This window comes from Corynebacterium callunae (genome assembly GCF_046592015.1).
Lineage (GTDB): Bacteria > Actinomycetota > Actinomycetes > Mycobacteriales > Mycobacteriaceae > Corynebacterium > Corynebacterium callunae_A.
In genome coordinates this window covers 607,909-624,126 of the sequence record NZ_JAWVOB010000001.1, presented here as the reverse complement: position 1 = coordinate 624,126, position 16,218 = coordinate 607,909, and the positions used below count along the sequence as shown (strand labels likewise).

The window sequence follows — 16,218 nt, the reverse complement described above, 5'->3', positions numbered from 1 at the left end:
TCACACCATTTTTAGCACACAATTGCGAGAACCCCGTCATTGCCTGCGTTTTAGCACAGACAATGACGGGGTTTAGCAAAGTTTCGACGTATTGCTTAGTCGTTTTCTAGCTCTGCCAGAACCTCATCAGAGAGGTTGATGTTGGTGTAGACGTTTTGGACGTCATCAGAGTCTTCCAAAGCGTCAACTAGCTTGAAGATCTTGCGAGCACCTTCAGCGTCCAGTGGAACCTCAACAGATGCACGGAAGTCAGATTCGGAATCTTCTACTTCAATGCCAGCTTCGGTCAAAGCTGCACGTACTGCAGGCATATCAGTTGGTGCGCAGGTGATCTCAAAAAGTTCTCCGATATCGGAAACTTCTTCAGCACCGGCTTCAAGAACAGCCATGAGCACGTCATCTTCGGTGAGGTCGCCCTTTTGGACGGTGACTACGCCGGTACGGGTGAACATGTAGGACACGGAGCCGGATTCACCGAGGTTGCCACCATTTTTAGTCATAGCGGTACGAACTTCGGTAGCTGCGCGGTTGCGGTTATCGGTCAAGCACTCGATGAGGACTGCAACACCGTTGGGGCCATAACCTTCGTACATGATGGTTGCCCAGTCTGCGCCACCGGCTTCTTCGCCAGAGCCGCGCTTGCGTGCACGTTCGATGTTGTCGTTGGGCACAGAAGCCTTTTTAGCCTTCTTGATCATGTCATCAAGAGTTGGGTTGGCTGAAGGATCGCCACCACCGGTGCGTGCTGCAACTTCGATGTTCTTGATCAGCTTGGCAAATTCCTTGCCACGCTTAGCATCGTTGGCAGCCTTCTTGTGCTTGGTAGTAGCCCATTTGGAGTGGCCTGACATATGCTCCCTTTCGTCGTCTAGCTTCCATAAACCACCAGCGAAAACATCGAATTTTTCACGGATGATGTCTCTCATCTCTACCGCCGTTTAGGGCGGGAGCGAGGTTATTCAATCTGTAGTGGCGAAGCCGGGGTAGCTTCCCTGGAAGCGGAGTTGGTAGTTGGAACTGTTTCGAGTATACGCAATGGTCAATCACACAAACCTTAAGGTCACCAGTTTTTTAAAGGGGTGCGCCTAACTTTCCTTCATGGGAATGCTTTGGGCACCATCTCGCAAATAACGAGTCAAGCCCTCTTGGTTGACAATCGCCACTAGCTCACCTTTTTCATTAAAGAGGCGCCCATGGGTTAGCGCACGGCCGCCGTCAGCAGAGGGCGAGCGCTGATCATAAAGCAGCCATTCATCAACACGGAAAGGTCGCAAAAACCATACCGCGTGATCAAGGGAGGCCATCTGTACCTGTTCATTTGGGTGTGGTCCCAAAGATCCGTGCAACAAGGTCATATCGGACATATAAGTCAAGGTGCACTGGTGGAAGGTTGGATCATCGGGTAGATCTGCCTTGCACCGAATCCACACCACCTGTTCGGTGGCGGTCAGCGGATTAAGCTCTAGTTCCTCTGCTGGTACCACCCTGATATCCCACTCAGACCATTCCTCGAGCAGGCGGCGGTTGCTTAAAGGCAGGCGGGTAACGGTGCCTTTAATATCATCTGGGCCTGGAACCTTGCGCATTTTGTCCATATGCTCAATGCCTTTGCCGCCATGGTGGAAACTAGCTTGCATGCTAAAAATCACTTCGCCATCTTGCACTCCACGCACAGTGCGGGTGCAAAAACTACGGCCATCACGCAAGCGGTCCACAATATAGATGGCTGGCTTGGTGGGATCTCCTGGTGCAACAAAGTAACCGTGCAGGGAATGTGCAGTGTATTCATCATCAACTGTGCGAATAGCTGCAACCAGTGCCTGGGCTGCTACCTGTCCGCCAAAGGTGCGAGCAAGCACAGATTCAACAACCGGACCACGGTAGATATTGCGGTCGATTTCTTCCAGATTCAAAATGTATTCGATATTTTTCACTAGGTTTTCGCTTTCTTTTGCACATCCACATTGGTGATCTTTTGTGGTGAGGTTACTCACAAAGCCTAGCGTGCCGGTGGTACCCGGTGTCGTGTGAGCCGGGTTTTTGCGATAGCGTAGGTGTTCATGACACCTAAAGGTCTTCACCGTGGCGCCGCTCTTTTAGAGATGGTTACTTGGACATTGCTGATCATTGGCATGATTTTGAAATACAGCGGAGTTACCGAAGCGATGGTTTCCATCGCCGGTGGCATCCATGGCTTTGGATTCCTCTGCTTTGCCGCCATCACTATCACCGTGTGGGTAAATAATAGGTGGTCTTTTGCACAGGGCATTGTCGGACTTGTTGTCTCCGTAATCCCCTGGGCTGCACTCCCCTTTACTCTCTGGGCAGATAAGAAAGGAATTTTGGAGGGTGGCTGGCGCTTCACCAACCCCCAGGAAATCCCTCGCAATATCTTCGACAAGATCCTTGCCCAGCTGGTTCGCCACCCCGTGCGATCTATTTTGATCATTGTGGTCTTGATCGTCATCGTCTACATTGCACTGTTGACCATGGGCCAGCCCTATGATCCAGATGCAATTGCCAACAACGTCAAATAAGCCAAAACCTCACAGCCAAAAAGCTGTGAGGTTTTTCTAATCCACCAGATCTGTATCAAGTAATTCAAAATATTCCGGCAAGGGTGCAGTGCCACCCAGCCTAAAAAGCCGGACGGAATAACGTGTGCGCAGGTCACGGGTGTCGGACACGGCGTCATTATAAAAACGATGCGCCAATTCCACCCGGGTTGCGGCATCAACTAAAGGCTCGGGAACTGGCTGTTGCTGCCGCAAAATCACGCCCGAGACTTCCCTTTCTACACGCGCGCGGTCTTCAAATCGGGAATACACCAGCGGAATCGCCTCAGCCCTCCGCGCAAGCTCTAAGGCATCAGGTAGCAGAGCACCAGCCAAAGCAGCCCGCCGATCCAAAGCCGCTTGCAAGGCCTGACGTGCGGAATCGGTGCGGATATGCAGACGATTGAGCCTTTGTGCAGTAAAATACGCCCATAACACCACAGCCGTAATCACAATGGCAATGAGTACATAAATAGCCATCATGATAGCGTCACCTTGGTATCGGAAATGGTTTCATAGACCGTCATAACCTGTGCCGATACCGTATCCCAATCAAAAATCTTGGCTCTTTCCGCGCCTGCCGCCATAAGGTTTTGACGCAGCTGCGCGTCGTCGAAAAGCAGGGTCATTTTGCTCGCCAGATCGGCCGCTGATCCGGTGCGGAAAAGCAGCCCCGACGGAGTCTCGGATTCAGCGTCGACGACCAGGGAAAATGCCTCCAGGTCGCTGGCAACCACCGCACACCCGGCCGCCATCGCCTCAACCAGCACAATGCCAAAACTCTCGCCGCCCGTATTGGGGGCGACATAAATATCGGCACGCCCCAGGATCTCCGCCTTCTCAGCGTCGCTGACCCGCCCCACAAAATTCACGCCCGCGATGTCACGGGGCGTACCACCGCCAATAACGGTACACTGCCAGGGCCGATCCACACGCTCCAGCGCGCGCAATAAAATATCCAGACCTTTGCGGGCCTCATCCAGGCGCCCCAAAAACACGATTTCCAGGGGTTCTTCGGCGCTTGTGGACGTCCCACTGTGAGCGCTGCTCAAGGCCTGCGCGAAGGCACGGGTGTGCACACCATTGGGGATTAGGACAGGATCGCCACCCACCTGCTCCACCTGCCAGCGCCGTGCCATCTCTGACACCGCAATGCCCGCACGCACCTTCTCCAGCAGCGGATTAAGGATGGGCAAAAAGGTTTTTAGAATCTTCGAACCACTACTCGATGCATGATAAGTGGCAACGATTGGGCCCTCGGCAAAATAAAGTGCTGCCATGGAAAAGCTAGGTGAATTGGGCTCATGAATATGCAAGACATCAAAGTCACCATCGCGGATAAAAGCGCGCACAATTTTGACCATGCGGGGACCAAAACTTAAACGCGCAACCGAGCCGTTATAAGGGATCGGGACGCTGGTGCCACCTTTGATCACAAAATCTGGCACCTGGGTATTTGGGCTACATGGTCCAAGCACCTGCACCTCATGGCCTTGATCAATAAACACCTGCGCTAGGTCAAGGATATGAGCTTGAACTCCCCCTGGTTGATCAAAAGAATAGGGGCATACCATTCCAATACGCACCTATTATTTCTCCTTCTTCTCCTGCGCTGCACGCAGTCGCTCTGGGTCTAAATCGTCAAACCATAAAGGCTGCAACATATGCCAATCGGCCGGATGCTTTCTAATATTTTCCTCGAAAGCATTGGCAATCCGCTGCACCGTGTCGCTGAGATTATCCACCTCAACTGCAGGTGAAACGCTTAAGCCCCAACCATCACCCGCAAACCAGGAATGCACCACATGCAAGGCTGCTCCAGTTTCAATAGCTAATTGCGCAGGACCTGCAGGCATAGAGGTTTTTTCGCCAAAGAAGGTGGTCTCCACTCCGCTATAGCGAAGATCGCGTTCACCCATGAGACAGACGATGCCGCCGTCGACAAGCGTGCTTTTAAGTCTTTTAAAAGGCGGGGTCTCCCCGCCGCTGAGCGGAATAACCTCAAAGCCTAAAGATTCGCGGAAGTCAACAAAAGCCTCAAAGAGGCTTTCGGGTTTGAGCCTTTCGGCGACGGTGGTGAAGCTGCCATGGTAATTGACCAAGAAGGTGCCGGCCATATCCCAATTTCCGGAGTGCGGCAGCGTTAAAACAACACCCTTGCCAGCAGCGATGGAGGCATCCAGGTGTTCAAGCCCGCGCACACCCGCATGTAATTGGGCTTGTAGCGTGGGATCACCAGCAATGGCTGGCAACCGAAAAGCTTCCATCCAATAGCGGGCGTAGCTGCGCATAGAATCGCGCACCAGCGCGCTGGTGACATGTTCCGCCCCCACCACGCGGATGAGGTTGGAACGTAGCTGATCCATGCCTTTGCCGTAGGCAGAGGCAAGATCAGCACCAAAATCAAAAAGAGACTTTGCTACCCGAGGTGGAAGCAGTCGTACAAAACGCCATCCAGCTTTATAACCTAGCGCTGCTAGATCCTCGCCAAAGCTGGGTTTTTTGGTGTTCACTTACGGGCCACCTCCACTATTGGCTCGGGGTTTAATGCTTAGTGCTGAGATCAGAGTAATTAGCCTTGGCACCTGCTGGCGCCTTGGTATGTTCGCTGGCCAGTGGGGATTTTCCAGCAATAACCAGCCTTTGAATTACGGTAAACACACTGCCCACGGCCAAAATCCACAAAGCGACGTCGATGGCATAAGGCACGCCGAGGCCGGTGAGACCAAGACCCACCAGGCTGATGATCAGGCGTTCTGGGCGTTCTACCAGGCCGCCGTCCATCTTAAAGCCGGAGGCCTCTCCCCTGGCTTTTACATAGGAGATAACCTGGGAGGCCACCAAGCACACCAAAGATGCTGCGACCAAAGGCTGCGGTGCATCATAGGTATAAACCAACCACCAGGTGATGGCACCAAAAAGCGCGCCATCGGTGATACGGTCGCAGGTCGCATCCAAGGTGGCACCAAATTTAGTGCCACCTCCTTGCATTCTGGCCACGGTGCCATCAATCATGTCAAAGGCTGCAAACAGCCCCGTCAAGATGGCAGCCCAAATGAGGTGTCCAGTGGGGATCAACACCAGAGCTACCGCTGCCGTCAAAATGGCGCTGACAACGGTGAGCTGGTTGGGGGTGATTCCCAACTTGATCATCAACTTGGCAACCGGTTCCACAATTACCTGTGCAGGTTTGCGGCCATGTACTCCCAGCATTAGTTCTCCTTTGATGAAACTGTCTGAATGGGAGACGTCAAGGTGGGATCACTAATTCCTGGCGCACCCTCAAGTTCGCCCCAAGCACTAGCAAGCAGTGCACGTGTTTGACGCAAGGTTTGAGGCAAAACCTTGGTGCCATCAATAACGGTCATAAAGTTGGCATCGCCCGACCAGCGGGGAACCACGTGCACATGCAAATGATCCCCCACTGATCCGCCGGCAGCCTTACCCAGGTTTAACCCCACGTTGATAGCATCCGGCGTGGATACCTTTTTAACCACCTTGATTGCGGTTTGGACAAAGAGCATTAACTCAGCTGTTTCCTCAACAGTGAGATCCTCTAAGTTTTGTTCCTTGCGGAACGGCACCACCATCATATGCCCAGCATTGTAGGGATAAAGGTTTAGTAAGCAATAAACCTTTTCACCCCGGGCAACAATCAGGCCTTCCTCATCACTCATTTTGGGAACCTCTAGGAAAGGATCCCGCTTCACTGCCTTAGAGTCTCCGGTGCCAGCGGCACCTTCAGCAGAAGCATCAGCAGCACCCCTATTAGGGCGGGTTTTGATGTAGTTCATCCGGTAGGGAGCCCAAATGCGCTCTAAACGATCAGGGATTCCTACTCCGGAATCTACATAAACCTGCTGTTCTTCGGCAGTGTGTGATTGGGAATTACCTGCGTGCTGCAATGGTTTCCTCGCTTGGTTGCTCATTAATACGATCGCCAATCCAGTTGGAGATCAAGGAGACAGCCTCATCCACTGGCACACCGTTGACCTGGGTGCCGTCGAGGAAGCGGAAGCTTACAGCTCCAGCTTCCACATCGCGGGCACCGGCGAGCAGCATAAATGGAACCTTGCCGGTGGTGTGGTTGCGGATCTTCTTCTGCATACGATCATCAGAGGTATCTACATCAGCGCGAATACCCTTTTCCCGTAGCTTGGCGGAAATTGCCTCCAGGTGTGGAATGCAATCATCAGCCACTGGAATGCCCATCACCTGGTGTGGAGCCAACCATGCTGGGAAAGCACCGGCGTAGTGCTCAAGCAGCACACCGAAGAAACGCTCGATGGAGCCGAAGAGCGCGCGGTGGATCATAATTGGCTGCTTCTTGGATCCATCAGAGGAGGTGTATTCCAAGTTAAAGCGCTCTGGCATGTTGAAGTCCAACTGCACGGTGGACATCTGCCAGGTACGGCCAATGGCGTCACGAGCCTGCACAGAAATCTTAGGACCGTAGAAAGCAGCGCCTTCTGGGTCTGGAACCAATTCCAGGCCAGAGTTGGTTGCCACACGGCTCAGAATTTCGGTGGAACGCTCCCAGATCTCATCAGATCCCACGGACTTCTTCGGGTCGCGGGTGGAAAGCTCCAGGTAGAAGTCATCCAAACCATAGTCACGCAGCAGGGAGAGGATGAAGTCCAACACAGAGGTCAGTTCGCCTTCGAGCTGATCCTCGGTGCAGTAGATGTGCGCATCATCCTGGGTGAAGCCGCGGGCGCGGGTCAGGCCGTGGATAACGCCGGACTTCTCGTAGCGGTAAACGGTGCCAAACTCAAAAAGACGCAGTGGCAGTTCGCGGTAGGAACGTCCACGGGAATCGAAGATGAGGTTGTGCATTGGGCAGTTCATGGGCTTGAGGTAGTAATCCTGGCCCGGCTTGGTCTCGTTGCCCTCTTCGTCATATTCCGCATCCACCTGCATAGGTGGGAACATGCCGTCCTTGTAGAAGCCCAGGTGACCGGAGCGTTCGTAAAGGTCCTTCTTGGTGATGTGTGGGGTATTCACAAAGGAGTAGCCTGCTGCGATGTGGCGGCGACGGGAGTGGTCTTCCATCTCATTGCGCACAATGCCACCATTGGGGTGGAATACTGGCAGGCCAGAGCCCAGATCATCAGGGAAGGAGAAGAGGTCAAGCTCGGTGCCTAGACGGCGGTGATCACGCTTTTCCGCTTCAGCCAGCATGGTCTGATACGCCTCGAGGGATTCCTTATCCTCCCATGCGGTGCCGTAGATACGCTGCAGACCAGCATTGTTTTGGTCACCGCGCCAGTAGGCAGCAGAAGACCTGGTCAGGGCAAATGCTGGGATATAACGGGTGGTTGGGATATGAGGTCCACGGCATAGGTCAGACCACTCGACTTCATTGGTGCGAGGGTTGACGTTGTCATAGGCGGTCAGTTCGCCAGCGCCAACTTCGGTTGCTTCATCGGAGTTGGGGTCAACATTGCCCTTGTCCTGAATAAGCTCAAGCTTATAAGGCTCATTGGCTAGTTCTGCTGCTGCAGCCTCGGCAGACTCGTAGACGCGGCGCTCAAACTTCTGGCCGGTCTTGATGATCTTCTTCATCCGCTTCTCAATGGTCTTGAGATCTTCTGGGGTGAAGGGTTCTGCTGCGTCGAAGTCGTAGTAGAAGCCATTTTCAATGGCAGGTCCAATACCCAACTTGGTGCCCGGGAATTCTGCCTGCACTGCCTGTGCCATCACGTGAGCGCACGAGTGGCGGATTACAGCGCGGCCATCTGGGGTGTTAGCTGGCACTGCAGTGAACTTTGCAGTGGTTTCTGGGACGTGGGACAAATCTTTAAGATTGCCTTCGGCGTCTTTTGCACAAACGATGGCCTCTGGGCCCTTGTTTGGCAATTCGAGCTCTCGCATAGCGGTACCGATGGCAGTACCTGCTGGAACCTCAAATTCCACGAGGTTGGGTGCTGCGATATTAGGGGTGTTCACGAAATGTGCGCTCCTTCGTGCGCTCACGTGGACCAACGGCATACCTGGCCGCCGTCCACTAGTTCAAGGTGCGCAGTTGACCCAGCTCTCCCCCGCCCTTTGCTAAAACTTAAAAAGGGCAGGGAAAATCGCTGTGGCATGTTCGGATACCGGGGGCGCTATTCCTTATTAACTAGTGTGGCACCGTACAGATGGCGCGGTGATAGTTAAGGAATAAAGCCCCATGGCCAACTGTCTTGTCATATCCTACCGTGTGTACCTAGTCTGCAAGCAGTCTGGCTCCCCAGAATTCATCCGCTGAACTATCCTCCGGGTTAGTCCCAGGCGGGATAAAGAAAACAGCAGAACCAATATGGCTAATCCACTGGTTGAGGCGATCTTGTTCATCCAAGCGCTGTTGAATAGGCGTAAATTGCAGGTCCGGGTTCTTCTGGAAGCAAATAAACACCAAACCAGCATTAGATAGTTGCTCTGAGGTGGGATCCGGGGGCAGATCATAGTTGAATACGCGACGCAGAATTTTCTGCTCAGGGTGATCCTCCGACGCCCGCGAGCGCGCCATATGGCTGGCCGGATCAATCACAGGCAAGCCTACGGAATCAGTCGCAGTAAAATCCGCCGCATCAAACTCCGCGGTGCCGGTCAGTGGCGCGCCGGTATCCAAGGTACGCCCCACCGATACTTCGCGCGATCCGCGGTCAAGCTCTTCCCAGGTATCCAGGTTCATAGCAATGCGGCGCACCACCATGCAGCTACCATCAATAGCCCACTCTGGACCCTCCTTAATCCAGGCCACATCCTGGAATTCCTGATCTGAGCGGGGGTTGATAGTGCCATCTTTTTGACCAAAAAGATTACGCGGCGTCTCATCTTTAGCCAACACCCCATTGGCATTGACAAAGCCTTGTTGCACCCAGCGCGTCGCTGCATAATCCACACCAGCGCGAATCATATGCCGCGTGGCATGGCTCAGCGTCAGCGCATCATCGCAACAAATCTGCAGTACCAGATCCGCCTCACCCCACTCCTCCCGCAGCTGATCCCGGTAAAATGCTGGAATAGGATGCAGCCATTCCGGGCGTTGAGATGCCAGCCCGGCGACGTCGAAAAGCCTAGAACCGAAACCACAGGTAATGCTCAAATTTGCCGGCGCGGTTGCCAGCTCGGGTTCCAGGCTGCCCAGCGGCGTTTGCCCAGCGCACAGCGCGCGGGCGTCCTCGGTCCACAGCCGCAGCAGGCGGCGAATCCCCGCGCGATCAACGCCGGCACGCAGGCTAAACGCCACCAAATTAAGGTGCGCCTGATGTGGGGTGTCAATTCCGGCTTGGTGGCGCCCATCAAAGGCCACTACCTGGCCTTTTAAGCTTGTCGACGCGCCCTCGCTCGCTGCCCCTTGCGGTGTTGCGGGCGAGGAACATGCAGTCACGGCAGAGGCGCCAGCAAAAATGCTAGCGCCTGCCAGGAAACCCCTGCGGGTAACCATAAGAAACTCCTGAGTGTTAGTGAGCCATCTCGCTATGGTCCATGCTGGTGCCATAATCTTCATCGCCAGCAGCAATGGTGCGCGCCGGGACGGGTTCAAGCTCAACAGTGGAACCATCTTCAAGATCCAAGGTGATGGTTACTTCATCGCCTGCTTGTACCGGCGCAGCCAGGCCGAGGATCATCATGTGATCGCCACCGGGCGCCAATTCCACACTGCCATTGGCAGGGATAACCAATCCCCCAGCCTTGGGCTGCATCATGCCATTAACAACCTCATGGATTTCAAAGCTCTGCGCATCCACATCCGCGCTGAAGCCCGTGACATGGACTTCCTGGTCAGTATTGTTGACCACAGTTCCAAAAACGGCGGTCATATCACTGCCTTCAGCTGACGCACGAACCACGGCGTTTTCCATACTCAAGACGGCATTGGAGTCCGTAGCCTTAGTAGCCGAAGCAGCAGCGGAAGAAGTCATGCTCATCGCAGTTGCTTCAGCACTGGTGGAATCATTTTGGTTCGCGGGGGAACATGCAGTCATAAGCAATGCTCCGGAGAGTAGGACGCTAGCGCCAAGAATCTTCTTCATGGTTTTCTTCCTTTACTTCTGGTTACGGTTTTTGGCGATCATCATGACAATGGCAGCTGCGACAACCAAAATTGCCGCAATACTGGCAACCCATTTCCACGCGCTGGAGCTTTCGGTGGTTTCGGCCGCAGTATTGGCGCTTTCCGCAGTGGTTGCTGCAGCGGATTCTGCCGTGGTAGTGACCGCTGCGGTGGTGGTTGCTGCAGCTCCGGCAACCTCAAACTCAATGGAACCCTTGGTGGCATGTCCATCAGAGGACGTGATCTGGAAGCCGAGAATATAGTTGCCTGGTGCACCTTCTACATCTGCCGGCACTTCATAGATGATGTGTTGGTCCTGCAGAGTTGGGGTGCCAGAGCTTAGGACCTCGCCGGTATCAGCGTTGCTCAAAGCCACTGTGGTGAAGAGATCTTGTGGGAGACCAGAAAATTCCAGCTCAATAGTTTTGGGGAATTCCTCCACCACGCTGCCATTTTCCGGGTTGGAGGATATAACCACGTCATGAGCATTAGCCATTGGAGCTGCAAGGAAGGTCAGCGCGCCGAAGGCAGAAAATCCAGCCAGTGCTGAAAGTGCACGAACCTGCTTCTTGAATCCCCCACTGTTAACGTCATGATCACTAACTAAAGCCACGTTTTACCTTTCCTCTGCTGGCGCCTGAACAAATCTTTCGCCACAACCAGTCCCGATGTTTTTCGGTTCAGATAGTTGTCGCACAATCTCTGTAGATAGTTCCCGCCTGTGTTAATTTCCATAAATCAACAATCAGGTTAATAAATTATGAACACAGTGTATTAAGTCGGCGCGTCTTTGTCAGGGACTGTGAGCAGTACAACGTGGAAAACGTAAAAGCCCTGTACTTAAAAAGTACAGGGCTTCATTTGAGCGGATGACGAGATTCGAACTCGCGACCCTCACCTTGGCAAGGTGATGCGCTACCAACTGCGCTACATCCGCATAAATCATTTTTTAAGAGGTGACTCACCCTCTTTGTGCGCGATACTGGGATTGAACCAGTGACCTCTTCCGTGTCAGGGAAGCGCTCTCCCGCTGAGCTAAACGCGCCCGCAATTGCGAGGTGGAAACGGGAATCGAACCCGTGTGCACGGTTTTGCAGACCGTTGCCTCACCACTCGGCCATTCCACCGTGGCGGGATTCCCGCCTCGAGTACATGGTTAATGTACCAGAGCGGATGACGAGATTCGAACTCGCGACCCTCACCTTGGCAAGGTGATGCGCTACCAACTGCGCTACATCCGCATAAATCATTTTTTAAGAGGTGACTCACCCTCTTTGTGCGCGATACTGGGATTGAACCAGTGACCTCTTCCGTGTCAGGGAAGCGCTCTCCCGCTGAGCTAAACGCGCGGGACATTTCATCGATTGGCCCGGTGAAATGAGAGCGGATGACGAGATTCGAACTCGCGACCCTCACCTTGGCAAGGTGATGCGCTACCAACTGCGCTACATCCGCATGCACTGCAATGAACTTGATCTGTTAAGTTCCGTTCTGTTCGGTGCCTGAATAACTTTAGACTGAACGGCTCTCACAACACAAATCCCCTGTTAGAACCCGAAATCGAGGGTTGTAGAGGTGCTCTAAAAGCGCCCGTTCGGAATTACATTGATGTGGTTTCAGGCCAGTTTTCTTTCGAGGCACTCGAAAAGTTCCATATCTGGGTTTGAATAAACACGCCGGTCCCTTAAAAGGTGGGCAATTATGAACTTCGAATTAAGGCGTGTTAACTTTTAAACACACCGCTTCACAGCGATGTTTTCCATAAGGTCCTATGGCTCAGTGGAAGAGCGTTCCGTTCACACCGGAAAGGTCGCTGGTTCGATCCCAGCTAGGACCACCATTAAAAAGAACTCCCGCCCAGTAATTTTGCTGGTCGGGAGTTCTGCGTTGTTCAGTGTTTATTGCAATGGGCGAAGTTCCACTGGCTGCCCGCAAGCAGCTGCGCCTTTCTCCGCCAATGCTGCTGCGGCTTCTAAAGTGGGGGCGTCGACAACCCAAAAACCTCCCAGCTGTTTATCCCCCACTATGGCAGGACCTGCGGTTACTGAGGCATCAGGATGCACTACCTGGGCTGATTCCGGCGGTGTAAGGCCACACGCGTACACGAATTGGCCATCGTCAATAAGTTGCTTATTAAATGCTTCTACTCGGGCGAATGCCTCATGCATTGCTTCTTCGGACTGATATGCGGTGCCGCTTTGTTGTACGCCGGGATCATGGAAAACGCTGAGGAGGAAATGGCTCATAGTGCCCAAGTGTAGAGAAAAAAATTGCCCTTTGACCGGGCCTCAAGCCTTTATCCCTAAACGCTTCTATTCTTTTAAAGATGGCAAATATCAATGATCTCATCGGCACAATCCAAGAACCCACAATTCCCGAGCTGCGCTGCGTTCTAGTCAGTACGCTCCATGGCTCAACCACGGTCAATGGAACTTCCGGGAACTTAGGCAATAGCACCGACACCGCTCTCCTCCTAGGCCTACGCGAGTGGAGTGATGTGGTGCTCGTGGGTTCTGGCACTATCAAAGCTGAAGACTACGGCGGTGTACAGATTCCTCAAGAGATTCAGCAGGAACGTTTCGCCCGTGGCCAAAGCGCTATTCCACCCATTGCAGTTATCTCAAGGTCCCTCAGATTTGATGTGGAATCTCGCTTCTTTAAAGAGGCACACACTTCCCCACTGATCTTTACGGACAATAAAGATGCTGAGCTGCAAGCTGCGTTGAAAAATGCCGGTGCGAAAATAATTGAGTTGGAGACCCTGAGTGTGCAGGGTGTCGTCGAGAAGCTCCGGGATGCGGGCTACGCACGCATCACCTGTGAAGGGGGCGCAACCCTGTATGCGCAGGTGCTTGATGCGGGTTTGGTGGATGTGTGGCACCAAACCCTCGACCCCACGATTTCAGGAACGGTGGAACGACCCATTGTTAAAGGCGGTAGTTCAACACCGCAGCGACTTAAATTTGATCACTTTTATACCGATGCCGATAGCACGGTGTTTCTGCGTTATGTTCGGGACTAAAAGGGGTGTTGGACTCCGGGAATTTAATCCCATTGGCTAGATTAGACATGTGAGTTTCTCCCCGGTTTTATCAAGCCCACCAGCCCATGAGCGCGACCAACCCCGGCGCAGCAGATGGGATTTCATAGGCAACGCCATTGGCTGGCCACTGGCAATTTTGCTGATGGCGCATCGCTTTTTCATTTTGGCGATTAATGGATCGGTAACCGATGACTTCACCACTGTGTACAGTGCGCTGCGCCGTTTTATTGAGGGGGTTCCGGTTTATAACGAGGTCTACCACTTTGTAGACCCGCACTACCTATATAACCCGGGTGCCACTCTCCTACTCGCTCCATTGGGGTACATCACTAACTTCACGCTCGCACGTTGGGCATTTATCGCAGCCAACCTCATAGCCATTGTTATTGCCCTGGGCTTGCTTACCCGAATGACCGGCTGGGCACTGCGTTCCATGGTCTGGCCACTGGCAATTGCGCTGGCGATGCTCACTGAGGCTGTGCAGAACACACTGATCTTTTCCAATATCAACGGAATCCTGCTGCTGATGCTCACCCTATTCCTCTGGTGTGTGATCCATAAGAAGTCCTGGCTGGGTGGCCTCATTATTGGATTAGCCATTTTGGTCAAGCCAATGTTTTTGCCTCTGCTCTTTTTGCCACTGGTGAAAAAACAATGGGTCGCGCTAGCAGTGGGCATTTTAACTCCGGTGATTTTTAACGCCATTGCCTGGCCACTAGTGCCTGGGGCATCGGACTACATCACTCGTACCGTGCCTTATCTGGGTGAAACCAGGGACTTTGCCAATAGCTCACTACCTGGCCTTGCGATCTATTTTGGAATGCCAAAGGCCTGGGAGATGGTGTGGTTCCTTATCTTCGGTGGCATGGTGGGCGTTGCGGTATTGGCACTGCTGCGGTTTAGAAATACCGAACCCTTCTTCTGGGCAGCCACCACCTCCGGTGTTTTGCTCACCGGCGTATTTTTCCTCTCTTCTTTGGGCCAGATGTACTACTCCATGATGATCTTCCCCATGATCTTCACAGTGCTGGGGCCACGCTCGGTATTCCACAACTGGGTGGCCTGGGTGGCAGCCTACTTCTTCCTCACCCCAGATACTTTCAGCTCAGCACGTTGGCCTGATATTGCCCGCTGGGTGGAATTTTTCCGGGCTACAGCTGGTTGGAGTCTATTGATCGTCGTGACTTTTGTGGCGGCGCTATTCTGGTTCCTAGGTGACATTAAAGCTAAGCGATCCTTGGCTTCACAAACATCTGCAGAACCAGAGCATGTAAATACTGAAGAAGATCTACAAACTCCACCACCGGCTGCAATAGCCTAGGATTTTCCACCGGATTCATGCTCAACACTTTTTGAGAGGAAAAAATGACTGACTTTAAACTCATCAGCGATGCACAATGGCGTGAGCGTCTTACCCCACAGGAATTCCACGTGCTCCGCGAAGCAGGCACTGAACCTCCACATATTGGTGAATACACCAACACCACCACCGAGGGCGTGTACTCCTGTCGCGCCTGTGGCGAGGAACTTTTCCGCTCCACTGAGAAGTTTGAATCCCACTGTGGCTGGCCTTCCTTCTTCTCCCCACTCGCTGGTGACAAGATTATTGAGCGTGAAGATAACTCCCTGGGAATGCGTCGCGTTGAGGTTCTGTGCGCAAACTGCGGTTCCCATATGGGTCACGTTTTTGAGGGTGAAGGCTACAACACCCCCACTGACCTGCGCTACTGCATTAACTCCATCAGCATCAAGCTGGAAGAAAAGCCTATTTCCGAATAGTCTTTAACCCGCGCAAAGCTTCAGCCCCGGTGGCAGCCTAAATTGGCTGCCACCGGGGCTGTTTTTCGTCGAAAAGCGGGTTATGGCAAGACGTTGATGAGCTCTGCAATATCTGCAACGCGGCGGCCGGAGATAAATGGCAGCTCCTCACGGACGTGCAGACGAGCTTCGGTGTAGCGCATCTTGTGCATGAGGTCAACGATGCGGTGCAGCTCATCAGCCTCGAAGGCGAGCATCCACTCATAATCGCCGAGGGCAAAAGCACTCATGGTGTTTGCGCGCACGTCAGGGAAATCAACCGCAGCCTGACCATGTTCGCGCAGCATACGAGCGCGCTCCTTAGGATCATTGATGTACCACTCGTAGCTGCGGACGAATGGGTACACAGTCATCCAGTCACGAGGCTCTTCGCCCATGATGAATGCTGGCAGGTGCGCCTTATTGAACTCGGATGGGCGGTGAATTGCGTTGCCAATCCAGAAAACCTCAGAAGCCTGGCCCAGAGTGGTGAAGCGACGGAAATTATTAAACACCTCTTGGAGCTGCTGGAATTCCTCCGCATGCCACCAGATCATGTAGTCAGCTTCGGCGCGCAGGCCGGTGGCATCATAAATGCCGCGTACAACGACCTTGCCGGCAGCTTCAATATCAGCAAAGAACTGACGTGCCTGCTCGATGGCCTCAGTGCGGTCATCTTCAAGAATGCCTGGCACGATGCGGAACACTGCCCACTGGGAGTAGCGCTGCACTCGATTGAGCTCCTTGATAGTGGGATCGCTCATAGGGTGATTTCCTTTCAT

At 53.3% G+C, this 16,218-nt stretch carries 17 protein-coding genes and 7 tRNA genes; 5 read left to right on the top strand and 19 right to left on the bottom strand.

Annotated features, from left to right (window positions below; all coding sequences use genetic code 11):
• Nucleotides 1-95: 95 nt before the first annotated feature.
• Entirely contained in the window at nucleotides 96-851 is a 756-nt protein-coding gene (locus tag SFC07_RS02905; protein ID WP_411206763.1) for a YebC/PmpR family DNA-binding transcriptional regulator, read from the bottom strand.
• 234 nt (nucleotides 852-1,085) lie between these two features.
• A complete protein-coding gene (locus SFC07_RS02900; RefSeq protein ID WP_411206714.1) occupies nucleotides 1,086-1,934 on the bottom strand; it encodes an acyl-CoA thioesterase in 849 nt (282 codons plus the stop codon).
• 126 nt (nucleotides 1,935-2,060) lie between these two features.
• On the opposite strand from SFC07_RS02900, the gene SFC07_RS02895 reads away from it, so the two are divergent.
• A complete protein-coding gene (locus SFC07_RS02895; protein WP_411206713.1) occupies nucleotides 2,061-2,537 on the top strand; it encodes a DUF3817 domain-containing protein in 477 nt (158 codons plus the stop codon).
• A gap of 36 nt (nucleotides 2,538-2,573) precedes the next feature.
• On the opposite strand, the gene SFC07_RS02890 is transcribed toward SFC07_RS02895, so the two are convergent.
• The 15 genes from SFC07_RS02890 to SFC07_RS02820 form a co-directional block, all read right to left on the bottom strand.
• On the bottom strand, nucleotides 2,574-3,038 hold the full coding sequence (locus SFC07_RS02890; RefSeq protein WP_411206712.1) for a hypothetical protein: 465 nt from the start codon (nucleotides 3,036-3,038) through the stop codon (nucleotides 2,574-2,576).
• Nucleotides 3,035-4,141 carry a glycosyltransferase family 4 protein gene (locus tag SFC07_RS02885; RefSeq protein ID WP_411206711.1) on the bottom strand — a complete coding sequence of 369 codons (1,107 nt, stop codon included), beginning with the start codon at nucleotides 4,139-4,141 and terminating at the stop codon, nucleotides 3,035-3,037. Before SFC07_RS02885 ends, SFC07_RS02890 begins: the two co-directional genes overlap by 4 nt.
• A 3-nt stretch (nucleotides 4,142-4,144) precedes the next feature.
• On the bottom strand, nucleotides 4,145-5,068 hold the full coding sequence (locus SFC07_RS02880) for a phosphatidylinositol mannoside acyltransferase (protein ID WP_411206710.1): 924 nt from the start codon (nucleotides 5,066-5,068) through the stop codon (nucleotides 4,145-4,147).
• Between the two features lie 31 nt (nucleotides 5,069-5,099).
• Nucleotides 5,100-5,768 carry a phosphatidylinositol phosphate synthase gene (gene pgsA / locus SFC07_RS02875; RefSeq protein ID WP_411206709.1) on the bottom strand — a complete coding sequence of 223 codons (669 nt, stop codon included), beginning with the start codon at nucleotides 5,766-5,768 and terminating at the stop codon, nucleotides 5,100-5,102.
• Nucleotides 5,768-6,349 carry an HIT family protein gene (locus SFC07_RS02870; RefSeq protein WP_411206762.1) on the bottom strand — a complete coding sequence of 194 codons (582 nt, stop codon included), beginning with the start codon at nucleotides 6,347-6,349 and terminating at the stop codon, nucleotides 5,768-5,770. The genes pgsA and SFC07_RS02870 overlap by 1 nt, the downstream gene beginning before the upstream one ends.
• A gap of 94 nt (nucleotides 6,350-6,443) precedes the next feature.
• Nucleotides 6,444-8,546 carry a threonine--tRNA ligase gene (gene thrS, locus SFC07_RS02865; protein WP_411206707.1) on the bottom strand — a complete coding sequence of 701 codons (2,103 nt, stop codon included), beginning with the start codon at nucleotides 8,544-8,546 and terminating at the stop codon, nucleotides 6,444-6,446.
• Nucleotides 8,547-8,763: 217 nt separating this feature from the next.
• Nucleotides 8,764-9,987: a Dyp-type peroxidase gene (locus SFC07_RS02860; RefSeq protein WP_411206706.1), complete on the bottom strand. Its 1,224-nt coding sequence runs from the start codon at nucleotides 9,985-9,987 to the stop codon at nucleotides 8,764-8,766.
• Nucleotides 9,988-10,003: 16 nt separating this feature from the next.
• Nucleotides 10,004-10,576 (bottom strand): copper chaperone PCu(A)C, encoded by a 573-nt coding sequence (locus SFC07_RS02855; protein WP_411206705.1) that lies wholly within the window; start codon nucleotides 10,574-10,576, stop codon nucleotides 10,004-10,006.
• A 12-nt stretch (nucleotides 10,577-10,588) separates the two neighbouring features.
• Nucleotides 10,589-11,209 carry a copper resistance protein CopC gene (locus SFC07_RS02850; protein ID WP_411206704.1) on the bottom strand — a complete coding sequence of 207 codons (621 nt, stop codon included), beginning with the start codon at nucleotides 11,207-11,209 and terminating at the stop codon, nucleotides 10,589-10,591.
• Nucleotides 11,210-11,460: 251 nt separating this feature from the next.
• Nucleotides 11,461-11,533: transfer RNA gene (locus tag SFC07_RS02845), tRNA-Gly, on the bottom strand.
• Between the two features lie 36 nt (nucleotides 11,534-11,569).
• Nucleotides 11,570-11,641: transfer RNA gene (locus tag SFC07_RS02840), tRNA-Val, on the bottom strand.
• A gap of 11 nt (nucleotides 11,642-11,652) precedes the next feature.
• Nucleotides 11,653-11,723 (bottom strand) — tRNA-Cys (locus SFC07_RS02835).
• 41 nt (nucleotides 11,724-11,764) lie between these two features.
• Nucleotides 11,765-11,837 (bottom strand) — tRNA-Gly (locus SFC07_RS02830).
• 36 nt (nucleotides 11,838-11,873) lie between these two features.
• Nucleotides 11,874-11,945 (bottom strand) — tRNA-Val (locus SFC07_RS02825).
• A gap of 33 nt (nucleotides 11,946-11,978) precedes the next feature.
• Nucleotides 11,979-12,051: transfer RNA gene (locus SFC07_RS02820), tRNA-Gly, on the bottom strand.
• 310 nt (nucleotides 12,052-12,361) lie between these two features.
• Here SFC07_RS02820 and SFC07_RS02815 point away from each other — a divergent pair.
• A tRNA-Val gene (locus tag SFC07_RS02815) sits at nucleotides 12,362-12,436 on the top strand.
• A gap of 58 nt (nucleotides 12,437-12,494) precedes the next feature.
• On the opposite strand, the gene SFC07_RS02810 is transcribed toward SFC07_RS02815, so the two are convergent.
• The gene (locus SFC07_RS02810; protein ID WP_411206703.1) at nucleotides 12,495-12,842 is read right to left on the bottom strand and encodes a YciI family protein; all 348 of its coding nucleotides are present in this window, start codon (nucleotides 12,840-12,842) and stop codon (nucleotides 12,495-12,497) included.
• An 80-nt stretch (nucleotides 12,843-12,922) separates the two neighbouring features.
• On the opposite strand from SFC07_RS02810, the gene SFC07_RS02805 reads away from it, so the two are divergent.
• From SFC07_RS02805 to msrB, 3 genes are read left to right on the top strand one after another with little or no spacing between them, the layout of a single operon-like run.
• Nucleotides 12,923-13,618 carry a pyrimidine reductase family protein gene (locus tag SFC07_RS02805; protein ID WP_411206702.1) on the top strand — a complete coding sequence of 232 codons (696 nt, stop codon included), beginning with the start codon at nucleotides 12,923-12,925 and terminating at the stop codon, nucleotides 13,616-13,618.
• A 49-nt stretch (nucleotides 13,619-13,667) separates the two neighbouring features.
• Nucleotides 13,668-14,960 (top strand): arabinofuranan 3-O-arabinosyltransferase, encoded by a 1,293-nt coding sequence (aftC, locus tag SFC07_RS02800; RefSeq protein WP_411206701.1) that lies wholly within the window; start codon nucleotides 13,668-13,670, stop codon nucleotides 14,958-14,960.
• A gap of 44 nt (nucleotides 14,961-15,004) precedes the next feature.
• Nucleotides 15,005-15,418, top strand: coding sequence for a peptide-methionine (R)-S-oxide reductase MsrB (gene msrB, locus SFC07_RS02795; protein WP_411206700.1), 414 nt, complete (start codon nucleotides 15,005-15,007; stop codon nucleotides 15,416-15,418).
• 80 nt (nucleotides 15,419-15,498) lie between these two features.
• Here msrB and hemQ read toward each other — a convergent pair whose 3' ends face one another.
• Nucleotides 15,499-16,200, bottom strand: coding sequence for a hydrogen peroxide-dependent heme synthase (gene hemQ, locus SFC07_RS02790; protein WP_411206699.1), 702 nt, complete (start codon nucleotides 16,198-16,200; stop codon nucleotides 15,499-15,501).
• Nucleotides 16,201-16,218 lie beyond the last annotated feature (18 nt).

Coding starts and splice junctions, on each gene's coding strand:
- SFC07_RS02905 (WP_411206763.1), bottom strand. CDS start 851: ATGTCAGGCCACTCCAAATGGGCTACTACCAAGCACAAGAAGGCTGCC.
- SFC07_RS02895 (WP_411206713.1), top strand. CDS start 2,061: ATGACACCTAAAGGTCTTCACCGTGGCGCCGCTCTTTTAGAGATGGTT.
- SFC07_RS02890 (WP_411206712.1), bottom strand. CDS start 3,038: ATGATGGCTATTTATGTACTCATTGCCATTGTGATTACGGCTGTGGTG.
- pgsA (WP_411206709.1), bottom strand. CDS start 5,768: ATGCTGGGAGTACATGGCCGCAAACCTGCACAGGTAATTGTGGAACCG.
- SFC07_RS02870 (WP_411206762.1), bottom strand. CDS start 6,349: ATGAACTACATCAAAACCCGCCCTAATAGGGGTGCTGCTGATGCTTCT.
- thrS (WP_411206707.1), bottom strand. CDS start 8,546: ATGCCGTTGGTCCACGTGAGCGCACGAAGGAGCGCACATTTCGTGAAC.
- SFC07_RS02860 (WP_411206706.1), bottom strand. CDS start 9,987: ATGGTTACCCGCAGGGGTTTCCTGGCAGGCGCTAGCATTTTTGCTGGC.
- SFC07_RS02855 (WP_411206705.1), bottom strand. CDS start 10,576: ATGAAGAAGATTCTTGGCGCTAGCGTCCTACTCTCCGGAGCATTGCTT.
- SFC07_RS02810 (WP_411206703.1), bottom strand. CDS start 12,842: ATGAGCCATTTCCTCCTCAGCGTTTTCCATGATCCCGGCGTACAACAA.
- SFC07_RS02805 (WP_411206702.1), top strand. CDS start 12,923: ATGGCAAATATCAATGATCTCATCGGCACAATCCAAGAACCCACAATT.
- msrB (WP_411206700.1), top strand. CDS start 15,005: ATGACTGACTTTAAACTCATCAGCGATGCACAATGGCGTGAGCGTCTT.
- hemQ (WP_411206699.1), bottom strand. CDS start 16,200: ATGAGCGATCCCACTATCAAGGAGCTCAATCGAGTGCAGCGCTACTCC.